The 13,923-nt window shown below is 25.9% G+C and carries 18 protein-coding genes; 17 read left to right on the forward strand and 1 reads right to left on the reverse strand.

The window, feature by feature from the left end; genetic code table 11:
- Positions 1-209 precede the first annotated feature (209 nt).
- The 14 genes from GBG18_RS07425 to GBG18_RS07490 all read left to right on the forward strand — a co-directional run bounded on the left by GBG18_RS07425 (position 210) and on the right by GBG18_RS07490 (position 12,148).
- A complete protein-coding gene (locus tag GBG18_RS07425) occupies positions 210-671 on the forward strand; it encodes a Spy/CpxP family protein refolding chaperone (RefSeq protein WP_152189823.1) in 462 nt (153 codons plus the stop codon).
- Between the two features lie 13 nt (positions 672-684).
- Complete coding sequence (locus tag GBG18_RS07430; RefSeq protein ID WP_152189825.1) at positions 685-1,365, forward strand: response regulator transcription factor; 681 nt, start codon at positions 685-687, stop codon at positions 1,363-1,365.
- Positions 1,358-2,611: an ArsS family sensor histidine kinase gene (locus tag GBG18_RS07435; protein ID WP_193311093.1), complete on the forward strand. Its 1,254-nt coding sequence runs from the start codon at positions 1,358-1,360 to the stop codon at positions 2,609-2,611. Before GBG18_RS07430 ends, GBG18_RS07435 begins: the two co-directional genes overlap by 8 nt.
- A 29-nt stretch (positions 2,612-2,640) precedes the next feature.
- Positions 2,641-3,738 carry an aminoacetone oxidase family FAD-binding enzyme gene (locus GBG18_RS07440; RefSeq protein ID WP_152189827.1) on the forward strand — a complete coding sequence of 366 codons (1,098 nt, stop codon included), beginning with the start codon at positions 2,641-2,643 and terminating at the stop codon, positions 3,736-3,738.
- A gap of 12 nt (positions 3,739-3,750) precedes the next feature.
- Entirely contained in the window at positions 3,751-5,205 is a 1,455-nt protein-coding gene (locus GBG18_RS07445) for a YdgA family protein (protein ID WP_152189829.1), read from the forward strand.
- A gap of 101 nt (positions 5,206-5,306) precedes the next feature.
- A complete protein-coding gene (locus tag GBG18_RS07450; protein ID WP_152189831.1) occupies positions 5,307-6,134 on the forward strand; it encodes a TIGR00282 family metallophosphoesterase in 828 nt (275 codons plus the stop codon).
- Positions 6,127-6,768 (forward strand): 3-methyladenine DNA glycosylase, encoded by a 642-nt coding sequence (locus GBG18_RS07455; RefSeq protein ID WP_152189832.1) that lies wholly within the window; start codon positions 6,127-6,129, stop codon positions 6,766-6,768. Before GBG18_RS07450 ends, GBG18_RS07455 begins: the two co-directional genes overlap by 8 nt.
- Positions 6,769-6,773: 5 nt before the next feature.
- Positions 6,774-7,565 (forward strand): P-loop NTPase family protein, encoded by a 792-nt coding sequence (locus tag GBG18_RS07460; protein WP_152189834.1) that lies wholly within the window; start codon positions 6,774-6,776, stop codon positions 7,563-7,565.
- Positions 7,566-7,570: 5 nt separating this feature from the next.
- Positions 7,571-7,831, forward strand: a complete 261-nt coding sequence (locus GBG18_RS07465; protein WP_226898694.1) for a hypothetical protein — start codon at positions 7,571-7,573, stop codon at positions 7,829-7,831.
- 24 nt (positions 7,832-7,855) lie between these two features.
- Positions 7,856-8,566 carry a bifunctional demethylmenaquinone methyltransferase/2-methoxy-6-polyprenyl-1,4-benzoquinol methylase UbiE gene (gene ubiE / locus GBG18_RS07470; RefSeq protein ID WP_152189837.1) on the forward strand — a complete coding sequence of 237 codons (711 nt, stop codon included), beginning with the start codon at positions 7,856-7,858 and terminating at the stop codon, positions 8,564-8,566.
- Positions 8,567-8,582: 16 nt separating this feature from the next.
- Positions 8,583-9,836, forward strand: coding sequence for an exodeoxyribonuclease VII large subunit (gene xseA, locus GBG18_RS07475; RefSeq protein WP_152189839.1), 1,254 nt, complete (start codon positions 8,583-8,585; stop codon positions 9,834-9,836).
- Positions 9,837-9,906: 70 nt separating this feature from the next.
- Positions 9,907-10,383: a chemotaxis protein CheW gene (locus GBG18_RS07480; protein WP_152189841.1), complete on the forward strand. Its 477-nt coding sequence runs from the start codon at positions 9,907-9,909 to the stop codon at positions 10,381-10,383.
- A 16-nt stretch (positions 10,384-10,399) separates the two neighbouring features.
- A complete protein-coding gene (locus GBG18_RS07485) occupies positions 10,400-10,789 on the forward strand; it encodes a response regulator (protein ID WP_152189842.1) in 390 nt (129 codons plus the stop codon).
- 3 nt (positions 10,790-10,792) lie between these two features.
- On the forward strand, positions 10,793-12,148 hold the full coding sequence (locus GBG18_RS07490; protein ID WP_152189844.1) for a response regulator: 1,356 nt from the start codon (positions 10,793-10,795) through the stop codon (positions 12,146-12,148).
- 21 nt (positions 12,149-12,169) lie between these two features.
- Here the strand turns inward: GBG18_RS07490 and GBG18_RS07495 are convergent, their stop codons facing one another.
- Positions 12,170-12,700: a peptidylprolyl isomerase gene (locus GBG18_RS07495; protein WP_152189846.1), complete on the reverse strand. Its 531-nt coding sequence runs from the start codon at positions 12,698-12,700 to the stop codon at positions 12,170-12,172.
- A gap of 148 nt (positions 12,701-12,848) precedes the next feature.
- On the opposite strand from GBG18_RS07495, the gene GBG18_RS07500 reads away from it, so the two are divergent.
- The 3 genes from GBG18_RS07500 to GBG18_RS07510 are packed head-to-tail and all read left to right on the forward strand — an operon-like array spanning position 12,849 to position 13,923.
- A complete protein-coding gene (locus GBG18_RS07500; RefSeq protein ID WP_152189848.1) occupies positions 12,849-13,211 on the forward strand; it encodes a (2Fe-2S) ferredoxin domain-containing protein in 363 nt (120 codons plus the stop codon).
- Between the two features lie 15 nt (positions 13,212-13,226).
- The gene (gene panD, locus GBG18_RS07505; RefSeq protein ID WP_152189850.1) at positions 13,227-13,610 is read left to right on the forward strand and encodes an aspartate 1-decarboxylase; all 384 of its coding nucleotides are present in this window, start codon (positions 13,227-13,229) and stop codon (positions 13,608-13,610) included.
- On the forward strand, positions 13,603-13,923 hold the full coding sequence (locus tag GBG18_RS07510) for a YbaB/EbfC family nucleoid-associated protein (protein ID WP_152189852.1): 321 nt from the start codon (positions 13,603-13,605) through the stop codon (positions 13,921-13,923). The genes panD and GBG18_RS07510 overlap by 8 nt, the downstream gene beginning before the upstream one ends.

Raw genomic sequence — 13,923 nt, forward strand, 5'->3', positions numbered from 1 at the left:
TTTCAACTCTCAGTTGTTCAAGCTAAGCTTTTTTTTTAGCCTTTTTTTTACTCTTTACTTTTATTCATACTTACTCTACTTCTCTTTTTATTCTATTTCTTTTTATTTCACAATTATTATACGTATTGTTATATTTCGTTAATATTAAATTTACATATCATTAAACTACTAATGTCATAATTCTTTATCAACAAATTAAAGGATTTAAAATGAAAAGAGCAAATAAAATATTAACAGGTTTAGTTTTAACAGGATTATTAAGTACCTCAGTATATGCAAGTTGTGGAATGAATAAACATAAAAATAGTGAAATGAATTCTAAAAACAATTGCAAACAGCATATGATGAAGTCTTCAAAGAAAATGAAAAAAGGTATGCCAATTTTCAAAGTATTAAAAGATTTAAATTTATCAGATGATCAAAGAGCACAAGTTAAAGAAATTATGATGAATAGTAAAAAAAATCGTAAATCTATGAACACATTATTTACAAAAGATAGTTTTAATAAAGATGAATTTATTAAAAGAATGAGTGAAAAAAGAGAGAATATGATAAAATCTAAAGCAGAAATGATTGCGAAAGTTTATTCAGTTTTAGATACAAAGCAAAAAGAACAGTTTAAAGTTTTAATAGATATAGAAGCTGAAAAAATGGGAAAAAGATTTAAATAAAAAAAGGATTAATTTGATTAAGATTGCAATGATAGAAGATGATGTTGAATTAGCAATTGTCTTAACAGAATATTTAAAGCAATTTAATATTGAAGTAACTAATTATGAAGAGCCATTTCTGGCTCTTTCCTCTTTAAAACTAACTAATTATGATTTAATTATACTTGATTTAACACTTCCTGGAATGGATGGATTAGATGTTTGTAAAGCTATTGTAAAAGATTTTGATATTCCTATAATAATTTCAAGTGCTAGAAGTGATATAACTGATAAAGTTACTGCTTTGCAATTAGGAGCAGATGATTATTTACCAAAACCATATGACCCTAGAGAATTAGAAATTAGAATAAAAACAATTTTACGAAGATTTAATCACTCAAATGTTCAAGATGAAATAAAAAATAAAGCTTTTCTTTTAGATTGTGAGAAAAAAGAGATTACAAAAAATAGTAAATATGTTAAACTTACAGCAGCAGAATTTGAAGTTTTATCACTGCTTATTAAAAGAGATGGTTTTGTAATATCACGTGAAGATATTTTTGATAATTCAGATTTATTAAATCAAGATTATGAAGGTTCTGGTTCTTTAGCTGTGATTATAAACAGAATTAGACAAAAGATTGAAGATAATCCAAAAGAACCTAAATATCTTCATACAATCAGAGGAATGGGGTATAAGTTTCATAATGAATAGACAATCAATATTTTTTACTATTACTGTAAGTTTTATAATATCAATTATTTTAGTAATTGCTAGTTTTGGTATTCTAATGACTGAAAATTATAAGGTAAAAGAAGCAGAATTATTTCAAAAATATATACCTATTATAAAATTAGTTCTACGTAAACACCATAAAGGTGGTTTAAATATTGAATTTGCTAAAAGTTTAGAAAACTCAAACTATAGTTTATTTATGGATATGAAAAAAATAAATGCAATTACTTATAATCCTCAAACAAAAGTTCTAATTGAAAGAAAAGATCCTCGAGCAAAAATTCTATTTAGAGTTTTAGAATTAGCTGATAATAACTACTTATATATGAAGAAAAAAGGTAAAACTATACTTGTTAAAGATAATTCAAGTACTCAAAATAATACTAATATTTATATAATACTAGTTTTTGCAATAGTAATTATTACTATAATATTAATGTATTATATTACTATTAGAAAGCTAATGCCTTTAAAAATATTAAAAGATAAAGTAAAAACTTTAGGTGATGAAAATTTTGATTTTGAATGTTGTAATAGTGATTCAAAAGATGAAGTTTCATTATTAGGAATGGAGTTTAAAAAAGCTGCTTTAAAACTAAAAAGTTTAAAAGAAGCTAGAAATGTATTTATTAGAAATATAATGCATGAACTTAAAACTCCAATTGCAAAAGGGAATTTTTTAACTCAATTAGAACAAAATAAAGAAAATAATGAAAAATTAAAATCAGTTTTTTCTAGACTTGAACTTTTAATTAATGAATTTGCATCAATTGAAGAGTTAATCTCTTCAAGTAAAAATATAGAAAAAAAGTTTTATTTTTTAGATGATGTAATTGATAATGCAAAAGATATATTAATGCTTGAAGATGAAATTGTACTAGGCTCTTATGATAATAAAAAGATAAATGTTAATTTTAAATTATTTTCAATTGCAACAAAAAATTTAATTGATAATGCTATTAAATACTCAAACGACAAAAGAGTTACAGTAAAAACTGATAATGAAGATATTATATTTGAGAATAATGGAAAAAAATTAGAATATGATTTAGAAAAGTATTTTGAACCATTTTTTGCAAATGAAGATAAAGCTAAAGACTCTTTTGGTTTAGGTTTATATATTGTGTACAATATATTAAAAGCAAACAACTATTCATTAGAGTATGAATATGAAGATGGAATTAATAGATTTATATGTAAAAAGGATGATACATCTACGATATAGCAATAGTAGGAGCGGGTGCTAGTGCTTTAATGTTAGCCTCAAAGTTAGATAAAAGAAAATATAAGAATATTTGTTTAATTGATTCAAATGGAAAAGTTGGTTCTAAAATAAAAGTTTCAGGTGGAGCTAAATGTAATATTACAAATGAACTAGTTACATCAAAAAACTATCTTGGTGATAGAGATTTTGTAAAAGAAATATTGTGTAAATATTCAAAAGATGATTTATTAAAATTTCTAAATTCAAATGGAGTAAATCCAAAAATAAATCCTAAAATAGTTAAGGGAACTTATTTTTGTAATTCATCTCAAGATGTGATTGATATGTTTTTAAAACTAACCACACATATAAAAAAATATCTTGATACAAAAGTATTAGATATTGAGTTTGATAAAACTTATAAAATAAAAACTTCTAGAAATGTTATTGAATCAAAAAAAGTTGTAATTGCAAGTGGTGGTTTATCATATCCAGTATTAGGAGCTACTTCAATTGCTTTTGATACTGCTTTAAAGTTTGGACATACAATTGAAAAACTTGAACCTGCACTTGTAGGTTTTACTGTTCAAAAAGATCAGTTTTGGTTTAAGAACTTATCTGGAGTTTCAACATATGTAAATACTTTTGTTGATGGAAAGAAGTTTGAGGGCTCATTTTTATTTGCACATAAAGGATGTTCAGGTCCTGTGATTCTTACTTCTTCTTTATATTGGAAGAAAGGAAAAATGGCAATTGATTTTCTACCTAAGAATAAAATGGAAGATTTTTTTAAAAGTAATAAAAAAATATCTTCAGCCTTACCTTTTGCAAAAAGATTTACAGAAGAGTTTTTAAAATCAATAGATTTAGAAGATAAGGCAATTTCTTCTTTAAAAAAAGATGAAAAAGAGAAATTATCTATTTTAAAATATTATGAATTTTCACCTGCTGGTAATTTTGGATATACAAAGGCAGAAGTTACACGTGGTGGAATAAATACAGATGAAATTAATCATGAAACCTTTGAGAGTCTAAAACAAAAAGGTTTATACTTTATTGGAGAGTGCTTAAATATTACAGGTGAATTAGGTGGCTTTAATTTTCAAATAGCATTTGCTCAAGCAAATATTTGTGCAAAGAATATTTAACAAAGGAATAAAATGAGTAAAAAAGCTATTTTAGGAATAATTGTTTTAATTGCATTTATCCTAGCTCCACTTGGAATTAGAAATATAGTTGATACAACAATCAAATCACAGAAGTTAGAATTAAATGATAAAGGAATACTTTTATCTATAGATAATACTCAAGGGTATTTAAATAGTGTAAGAGACTTTACCCTTACTATTACAAATGAAGTAAAATTTAAAGAATATTTAACAGATATTTTACTTGAAAAATATCCTGTATATGAAGTGTTTATTAACAATTTTAGAAAAAGTGACAGTAAAAAATTTGATGAATTTTTAAAAGGTATTGTTTTTAAAGGAAATATTAAAAGTTCAAATATTAATCCCTCTTCTGATATTGAAGTTTACACTTATTTAGATAAGTTTTCTGATGAGATTATGTCTAAAATTAAAGAGGATAAAGAGTCTTCAAAATTTATTCTGTCATTTTTAGAGGAAGAATCCTTAGCTCTTACTATCTTATTTGATAATGAAGTTAAGGTAAAAACTTTATCATTAAAAGATATTGATGAAAATATAAAAACTACATCAAAATCTGGTAAAGAAGTTAAGGGTAAATTTGAAATTTTAGGACATAAACTTATTAATAATTCAAATGATAAAGCAATTATTGCTGATTTAAAACTTGATAAGATTAATATTTCTATTAATGCTAAAAACAATGTAGTTTTTTTAATTAAGGATATAGAATATAATATGAATTATGAAAATCAATTTATTAATAATGGTGAATTGGGAATAAAAAATATTAATATAAAAATTAATGATAATAGAAGTTTACAATTAAAAGAAACAAAATTACTCTCCTCAGGATTAGTTTCTAATGAGGTTTATTCTGTAAACTCTAGAATTTCTACTTCAGATTTCAAATTATCTGACTTTAAATTGAAAAATAAAAGTATAGAGACATCCTTAGATAATCTAGATATTGATGTATATTTAAATAATTTAGACTATGAAAATATTGAAAGACTTAATAATGCTTATCAGGTTTTTTATGCTACTAGTATTAATACAAGAACTTCTAAAGATGCAAGAACACAAATGGATGCTACAAATAAACAGATAGTAAGTGAATTAACTACATTAGTTAATAATGGTTTATCTCTAAGAATTGATACAAGTTTACGTGGTTTAAAGAATAAAAAAATAGATCTAAATTCTTTAGATTTAAAAGTTGATGCAAAGCTAGATAAAAATGATTTAAGTATTAATACATTTAATAAATTTTCAATTTTAAATTTGTTAAATCTAAAAGCTAAATTGGAAATATTAGAAGATGATTACAAAAACTTTTCTTCTATTATTCATCCTAATATGGCACAAATAGTTTCTTTATATGCTCTTGAAAAAAATGATAAAGTAGTATTTGAACTTGATATAAAAAAAGGGAAAATTGAAGTTAATGGGAAAAAAGTAAATTAATCTTTGAGAAAAAAAATTAAAGGTATGACTTAAACTGAAGTTATACCTAAACTTACACTTGCTACAATCACAAAAATATATTTACAACTTGAAGGATACATTTGAGAATTGCATTTATTGGTGATATTGTAGGTCGTCCAGGACGAAAGATAATAAAAGAAAACTTATTAAAAATAAGAGAAGAACATAATATTGATTTTGTAATTGCAAATGGTGAAAATGCAAGTCATGGTTTTGGATTAACTACAAAAAATTGTGATGAACTGCTTAAAATGGGTATTGATTTAATTACAGGAGGAAATCACTCTTTTGATAAAAAAAGAGATATGATGGTTTTACTTGAAACTAAACCAGTTTTAAGACCTGATAATTATCCCCCTGGTTTAATAGGAAGTGGATTAAAAGTTTGTGATATTCAAACAGCTGATGGTATTGAAAAGCTAGCAGTTATTAATTTAATGGGACAATATACAATGCCAACAGTTGAAAATCCTTTTAACTGGGCAAGAAAACTTGTAAATCAACTTCTTGAAGATGGAATAAAAAGTATTTTTATTGATTTTCACGCTGAAGTTACGAGTGAAAAAAGAATTATGCTTATGATGCTTCAAAATGAAGTAAGTATGATATGTGGAACTCATACTCACGTTGGAACTGATGATTTACAAATTTTTAATAATACTGCTTATTTAACTGATATTGGATTAACTGGATGTAGAGATAATGTAATTGGAATGGATAAGAAAGTTCCAATTCAAAAAGTTACTACTGGTCTTGGAGGACATTTTGAAGTTCCTAGTTCTTGTAAAACAATTCTTCAAATAATGGTTACTGATATAAATAAAGAGGGAAAAGCAACGAATAGTTTTAAAATTAAAAAACTATGTAATAATCCTGAACATATTATAACAAAGGCTATGATTGACTAGTATTGATTCTTCTTATGATTTATTATGTTTTTTAAAAGAACAAAATTTAATTGATGAGAAAAATGAGTTTTGGTGGCCAAATGATAATAGCTTTGAAATATTATTAGGTTCTATATTAACTCAAAATACTAAATGGACAAATGTAGAAAAATCTTTAGAAAACTTAAAAAAATTGAATATTAACTCACTTGAAAAGTTATCAAAAATTAATTTAGAAGAGCTTATTATTGCAATTACTCCAAGTGGTTTTAAAAATCAAAAATCAGTAAGATTAATTGCTTTAGCTAAAAATATAATAGAAGAGTTTGATAGCTTTGAAAACTTTTGTTTAAAAGTAGATAGAACTTGGCTTTTAAAACAAAAAGGAATTGGCCCTGAAACTGCAGATGCAATTCTTTGTTATTCTTGCAAGCAAGACTATATGGTTGTTGATTCTTATACTAATAGATTATTAAAAAGATTTGGATATGAGTTTGAAACTTATGAAGAATTACAAGCATGGTGTGAATATGGAATTAATGAAAATTACGATAAAATTGCCAAATTATATAATTATGAAATCTCACTAAATAAAATTTATGCTAGATTTCATGGAAAAATTATCGAGTTTATGAAACGTAATCCAAAAGGTTAATTGATATGATTATTATTCCACAAACAAAAGGTGGCGTAGGGAAGTCTACGGTTGCTATGCAAGTTATAGCTCCTTATCTTTATAAAAAACATGGCAAAAAAATCACTTATATTGAAATTGATGATGAAAATAATGACTCTAAGTCATTTACTAGAACAGAAATTGTAAATAAAAGAATGTTAGGTACTAATAAGTTAACTGAGTTAGATGAGTTAATTTTAATGGATGATAATCATGAGGTTATTATAGATGTTGGTGGAAATAAAACATCATCACTTGTTTTAGATGAGATAAAAAAAGTTGGAACTTTTAATAATATTAAATGGATTATACCTTTAGGTGATGGTGAGCTTGATGGTAAAAATGCAATTGCAACTATGAAGAAAATAAAAAAGATTGAAGATAATCCATCTGAAAATATAATGTTTGCATTAAATAGAGCAATTTCAATGCAACCTGATTATATTGAAGAGCAATTTATCAACTTTTTTGGTCATAAGTATATTGATTCAAATTCAGTAATTTGTGATTTTGTAAAAGATCCAAGATATTTTCCTGTTAAGAATGATAAAGTAATTACAATGAGTAGATATTTAGGTTCAACAGTATGGGAAATGGCTTATAACAATACAGATTTTGCACAAAAAGCAATTAAAGCAAAAGAGTTAGGTGATATTGAAAGCGCAAGAAAATATCTATTTTTTAGAAGAATTCAAACAGATGCAAAAGATTATGTAATTACAGTTTTAAATAAAATCTTCTGTGATCTAGATACTTGGATTGATATTAAAAAATGAGTGAGATGAGTTTTAAACAAGCAAAAGAGCTTGTTGAAAGAATGGAATTTTCAGAAATTGCACTTAAAAATGCAACAAAAGTTTTAGATGACTCATATAAAACTTTTGGAAAAGCTAGTGAAAATTTTGATAAAACTTTGAATAAACAAGAAGAAATTCTAGAAAAACTACCCCAATTAGATAAAAAAATGTCATATATGTTTTTAGCAGTTGCTATTAACATTGGTTTTATTTTAGGTCTTTTAATTGGGAAATATATATTATAAAATTTTAAAATAGGATTATTAATAATGGGTAAACAAGAAAAAATTGTATCAATGTTTAATGATATTGCAGGAACTTATGATGTTGCAAATAGAGTTCTTTCAATGGGAATTGATAAGTCATGGAGAAATAAAGCTTGTAATTTAACTTTTGATTTTTATGGAAAAGAAAAAATCGAAAAAATAGTTGATGTTGCTTGTGGAACTGGGGATATGATTCAACATTGGAAAAAAATAGCAGCAGAAAATAGTATTGAGATTGAAAATATAATTGGTATTGATCCTAGTGTTGGGATGATGGCTGAAGGGAAAAAGAAACTTCCTGAAGTTGAATTTATTGAAGCTGGAGCTGCTTGTATGCCTCTTGAAAATGATAGTACTGATATTATTTCTATTTCTTATGGAATTAGAAACGTAGTTCAAAGACAAGAAGCTTTTCATGAGTTTGCAAGAGTTTTAAAAAAAGATGGATTAGTTGCAATTTCAGAATTTACAAAAAATGAGAAAACAAATCCTTTAGACTATTTAACTGATTTTTATATGAATAAAATTTTACCTGTATTAGGTGGATTAATATCAAAAAATAAAGAAGCTTATACATATTTACCTGATTCAATAGATGAGTTTTTAACAACAGATAATTTATGTAAAGAGTTAAAACTTGCTGGATTAGAACCAATTCATGTAAAAGCATTTTCTATGAATATTTCTACACTAATTATTGCAAGAAAAATATAAATAATAAAGAGATTTTATGAATACACCAATTAGCGTATCAACTTTAAACTCACAAATAAAATCTCTTTTAGAAACTACATTTATACAAGTTTATGTTGAGGGTGAAGTTTCAAATTTAACTTATCATAACTCTGGACATATATATTTTTCAGTAAAAGATCAAAACTCTACAATATCCTGTGTAATGTTTAGAGGAAATACTAAATATTTAAAGTTTCAACTAGAAGTTGGTCAAAAGATTGTAATTACTGGAAATATAACAGTATATGCTCCAAGAGGTAATTATCAACTTTTATGTAATAAAATACAACCCGCAGGTCAAGGTGCTTTAGCCCTTGCATATGAGCAATTAAAAGCTAAATTAGAACAAAAGGGATACTTTAATCCTGATATAAAAAAAACACTTCCTAAATATCCAAAGAAAATCGCATTAGTTACATCTGCAACAGGTGCTGCTATTGAAGATATGAAAAAAGTTGCATTACATCGTTGGCCTTTAGTAGAGTTTATTTTAATCCCTACTTTAGTTCAAGGAGAGGGTGCTGCTTACGATATTTCAAATTCTATAAAATATGCAGATAGTTTATCTTGTGATATTATTATTGCTGGACGTGGTGGTGGAAGTATAGAGGATTTGTGGGCTTTTAATGAAGAGATTGTAGCAAATGCAATATATGAAGCAAGAACTCCTATTATTTCTGCAGTTGGACATGAAGTTGATTATTTAATTTCTGATTTTGTAGCTGATATTAGAGCTGCAACTCCATCAAATGCTATAGAAATTGCACTACCTGATATCAATGAACATAGAATGTATTTAGATTCTTTATCAAATGAGTTTAATAACTTATTAAAACAAATTTTATTTAATAAAGAACAAAATATATTAAATTTAAAGAAGCTATTTAAACAAAACTCAATTGAAACAAAGTTTGAATTTATTGAGTCAGAAATAAAACTTTTAAAATCATCTTTTAAATCAACTTTAGCTCAAAAAGCATCAAATTCTCAAAATGAATTAGAGATGTTAAAAAGAACTTTTGAAAATAATTATTCTCAGTATTTAAATAAACTACAAAATAATATTGATTTATTAAAAAGTAATTATGAGCTTAACCATCCTGATAAAAAAGATAAAAATGGATTTGTTCAAATATCAAAAGAAAATAAAATAACTTCTTTAAATAATTTAGAAGTGGGAGATATAGTATCTTTACAAAGTCCGAAGTATATTGCTATGTGTACAATAAATAATTTAAAAAAACAATAAGCTTTAAGTTTAGAATTGATAAAATAAAACAAGTTTCTATTTAAAAAGAAGTTAAGGAAAAGGAATATTTATGGATAATGAAGAAAAAGTAATTGATTATGTTAATACTAGCGAGTTTATGACGTTTGAGCTAGGGGCTATGAAGTATGCAATTGAGTTACCAAAAATTAGAGAAATATTAACCTATCCAGATAATATTACACCTTTGCCAAACACATCTGATTGGGTAAAGGGTCTTATTAACTTAAGAGGTGAAGTTGTTCCAATTTTAGATATTAGATTAAAGTTTAATACAAGTGAGGGCACTTACGATGAGAATACATCTGTAATTGCTGTTATTACTGAAGATAAAAGAATGGTTGGGATTATTGTTGATTTAGTTGATGATGTTCAAAGATTAGATACTAGTACACTAGCTCCTGTTTCTGAAATGGGTTCTGCAATACCATCTAAATATTTAAAAGGTTATGTAAGATTAGATAATAATGAAATGTTAGTTATTATGGATATTGAAAGAGTTGTAGATAAAGAAGAGTTAAAAGACTAAATTTATTGGAAAAATTATGCATGAAAAAATAGAAAAATTAAGAGGTTTAAAACTTCTTTTTGTTGAAGATGAAAAAGACCTACTTTCTATAATTAGTGATGCCTTAACAAAATTACAGGCTAATTTTTTCACTGCAAATAATGGATTAGAAGCCTTAGATATACTAAAAAACAATCCTGATATCGATGCTATTATTACAGATATAAATATGCCATTAATGAATGGCTTAGATATGATAGAAAATATAAGAGAACAAAACATCCAAATTCCTATCATAATAATGTCTGCACATACTGAAAGTGAATATATTACTAGAGCTAGTAATCATGGCGTTAGTGAATATTTATTAAAACCTTTTGATTTTATAAAATTTATTGATCTTATTACAAGTATGGAAATAAAATAGAAAATGCCAATAGATAAAAAACTACTAAAACGATTACGTATATTATATGTTGAAGATGATGCTGTTATTAGAACAGAACTATCGCAACTTTTATCAAACTTTTTTGAAAAAGTTTATACTGCTGAAGATGGAAAAGAAGGTTTAGAAATTTATCTTCATAATCAAGATAATATAGATATTATTCTTTCTGATATTAATATGCCTAAATTAAGTGGAATTGATATGGTAAAAGCCATAAGAGGTGTTGATCCAAAGGTTCTAATAATATTTGCAACTGCACATTCTGATAATGAATTTTTAGCTGAAGCTATTAAATTAAAAATTCACGAATATATTATCAAACCTATTGATATAAGACAACTTTTATCTTTGATGAATGATATTGCTGCCGTTTTATATCAAGACTTCTTAATAGAACAAAAAAATAAAGAGTTATCAAAATATAAAGAAGTTACTGATTTAAATAATATTGTTATTGAAACAAATATTCATATGAAAATCACAAAAGTAAATGACTTATGTTGTAAAATCTCCGGATATACAAAAGAAGAATTAATAGGACAAGATTTCAAGTTTTTAAAACATCCTGAATCTTCAAATGACTTATATATAAAAATGTATGCTGATGTTTTAAATAACAAATCTTGGCATGGAACTTTAAAAAATAGTACAAAAGAAAAAGGTACTTTTACTACTGATTGTTCAATGATTACAATTTTAAATGATGCTGGTGAAATTGAAGATGCTATATCTATTCAAAAAGATATTACAGAAGAGTTAGCTAAAAAAAGAGAAATGCAACGAGCTTTAATGAAAGATAAAAGTGAGATTTTTATCAGAAGTAAAGAAGGGAATGCAGAACAGCATACCATAATAAATGATCTAAAAATGAAACTAGAAGATGCTAATGAAGAATATTTTAAAGCTCAAAGAGATACGGACAAATATATTTATATAGCTGAGAAATACTCTTTAGAAAATAGAAATCTAAAAAGTGAATTAGCTTCTTATAGAAGAAATGCAGATAAACATAGTACCTCATTAAAATTAATAAAAGAAAATAGTGATTTACGCTTAGATATTAAACGTTTAAAAATTAAAATAGAAGATATGAAAACTAAATTTGAGAAAGAGAAAAAACAGATTGAAGTAAACTCTCAAATAGAACTTGATGAACTTAATGAAAAGTTCGTAAAATTAACTCAAAAATATGAATCTATTGAAACAGATGATGTTTTAGTACAAAAACTAGAGTATTGGAAAGAGAAAGCTAATAATGAATCAAATAGAGTGGAAACTTTAGAAAAACAAATTATGACTTATGCAACAAAAGAGACAATGAATAAAATTTTTGGATAAATAAATCAAGTTTAACTTGATTTATTTAATTGTGATACTTAATATTTTTTGCTCACTTAATGGCTTATCTCCACCACTTCTTCCAGATGTTGGTACATTTTCGATTTTTTTAACTACATCCATACCATTAGTAACATAACCAAAGATTGAGTGCTTACCATTTAACCAATATGTTGGAACAGTAGTAATGAAAAACTGACTACCATTTGTATTTCTACCTCTATTAGCCATTGCTAAAATACCTGGTTTATCAAATAACGCTTTTGATGAAAATTCATCTTCAAAGTCTTTCTTCCAGATTGATTCTCCAGCTCTTCCAGTACCTGTTGGATCTCCACTTTGTAACATGAATCCTCTAATAACTCTATGGAAAATTAATCCATTATAATAACCATTTTTTGAATGAGTTACAAAGTTTTCAACAGCTTTAGGAGCTAAATCTGGTCTTAGCTCAATTACGATTTCTCCTTGCGTTGTTTTAAAAACAGCAATTGGATTTGATGCTTCTAAAAGTAACATGAATGAACAAAGAATGAAAAGTATTTTTTTCATATATAGCCTTTAATTTTGAGATTTTAAGAAAATAGTATATTATTTTAGATTTAAAAAAAAATAAAATAGCAATTTTTATGAGGTTTTAATAAAAAAGTGTTAAAATTCACTAAAATTATACAAATTTTATTTATAAAAGGACTAGACAATGGCAATGCCTTCAATCCCGCAACCAACGTTTTATGTATTTAAGTGTGAACAAGCATCCCCTCCAGGTATGCCAAAGCCATCATGTGTAACGCCAGATACAAGAGATTTATTTAATCATGCTGCACAATCTTTAATGAAAAAGGGATTAATGGGACCTGTACAAGTTATTAGAACTTCTTGTTTAGGTAGATGTCAAATGGGACCAGTTATGTTAATTGAGCCTGGACATCATATGTATTGTCAGTTATCTAAGGAAAAAATAGATAAAATTATTGAAGAACATATATTAGGTGGAAACCCTGTTGCTGAGTATTTAATGCCTGAGCAGTACTGGGGTGACGCTGTAAAATTACAAAGTTAAAGAGGACTAAATTATATGACATTTGATATGCTATATAGTAAAATTCATAGAGCTACTGTTACAGATGCTAATTTAAACTACATTGGATCAATCACAATTGATGAAGACTTGATGAAAGCTTCAAGTTTAAGAGTTGGTCAAAAAGTTGAAATTGTTAATGTAAATAATGGTGAAAGATTTGCTACTTATGTTATTAAAGGTAAAGCTGGAAGTAAAGACATGTGTCTTAATGGAGCAGCTGCACGAAAAGTAGAAATTGGTGATAAAATTATTGTAATTTCTTATGCCTCATATTCAGAAGCTGAGTTAGAAAATTATAAGCCAATTGTTGTAATTGTTGATGATGAGAATAATATTGATATGGTTACAAATGAATTAGTAGGAAGTGATCATGTTTGAAGGAATTGATTTAAAAAATCTAAACTTAAATGATATGATGGGTCAATTTCAAGATATGGCTGCTAATGCTAAAGAAGAGAATGCTTCAAAAATATTCACATCAAAAGCTGGTGGTGGTATGGTTGAAATTTCTGTAAATGGGAACTCAGAAGTAATTGATTTGAAACTTGATGATTCTTTACTTGAAGATAAAGACTCTTTACAAATTTTATTAATTTCATGTATGAATGATATTATTAAACAAACTGAAGCAAATCAAAAAGCAATGGCTATGAATATGATGGGTGGACTAGGTTCTTTTGGACAAAAATAG

It is taken from the genome of Poseidonibacter ostreae, from assembly GCF_009208075.1.
In the GTDB taxonomy this organism is placed as follows: Bacteria; Campylobacterota; Campylobacteria; order Campylobacterales; family Arcobacteraceae; genus Poseidonibacter; species Poseidonibacter ostreae.

What these genes read in the sequence shown, in the direction of transcription:
- GBG18_RS07425 (WP_152189823.1), top strand. Translation starts at nt 210, where the DNA reads ATGAAAAGAGCAAATAAAATATTAACAGGTTTAGTTTTAACAGGATTA.
- GBG18_RS07435 (WP_193311093.1), top strand. Translation starts at nt 1,358, where the DNA reads ATGAATAGACAATCAATATTTTTTACTATTACTGTAAGTTTTATAATA.
- GBG18_RS07440 (WP_152189827.1), top strand. Translation starts at nt 2,641, where the DNA reads ATGTTAGCCTCAAAGTTAGATAAAAGAAAATATAAGAATATTTGTTTA.
- GBG18_RS07445 (WP_152189829.1), top strand. Translation starts at nt 3,751, where the DNA reads ATGAGTAAAAAAGCTATTTTAGGAATAATTGTTTTAATTGCATTTATC.
- GBG18_RS07460 (WP_152189834.1), top strand. Translation starts at nt 6,774, where the DNA reads ATGATTATTATTCCACAAACAAAAGGTGGCGTAGGGAAGTCTACGGTT.
- GBG18_RS07465 (WP_226898694.1), top strand. Translation starts at nt 7,571, where the DNA reads ATGAGTTTTAAACAAGCAAAAGAGCTTGTTGAAAGAATGGAATTTTCA.
- ubiE (WP_152189837.1), top strand. Translation starts at nt 7,856, where the DNA reads ATGGGTAAACAAGAAAAAATTGTATCAATGTTTAATGATATTGCAGGA.
- xseA (WP_152189839.1), top strand. Translation starts at nt 8,583, where the DNA reads ATGAATACACCAATTAGCGTATCAACTTTAAACTCACAAATAAAATCT.
- GBG18_RS07480 (WP_152189841.1), top strand. Translation starts at nt 9,907, where the DNA reads ATGGATAATGAAGAAAAAGTAATTGATTATGTTAATACTAGCGAGTTT.
- GBG18_RS07485 (WP_152189842.1), top strand. Translation starts at nt 10,400, where the DNA reads ATGCATGAAAAAATAGAAAAATTAAGAGGTTTAAAACTTCTTTTTGTT.
- GBG18_RS07490 (WP_152189844.1), top strand. Translation starts at nt 10,793, where the DNA reads ATGCCAATAGATAAAAAACTACTAAAACGATTACGTATATTATATGTT.
- GBG18_RS07495 (WP_152189846.1), bottom strand. Translation starts at nt 12,700, where the DNA reads ATGAAAAAAATACTTTTCATTCTTTGTTCATTCATGTTACTTTTAGAA.
- GBG18_RS07500 (WP_152189848.1), top strand. Translation starts at nt 12,849, where the DNA reads ATGGCAATGCCTTCAATCCCGCAACCAACGTTTTATGTATTTAAGTGT.
- panD (WP_152189850.1), top strand. Translation starts at nt 13,227, where the DNA reads ATGACATTTGATATGCTATATAGTAAAATTCATAGAGCTACTGTTACA.
- GBG18_RS07510 (WP_152189852.1), top strand. Translation starts at nt 13,603, where the DNA reads ATGTTTGAAGGAATTGATTTAAAAAATCTAAACTTAAATGATATGATG.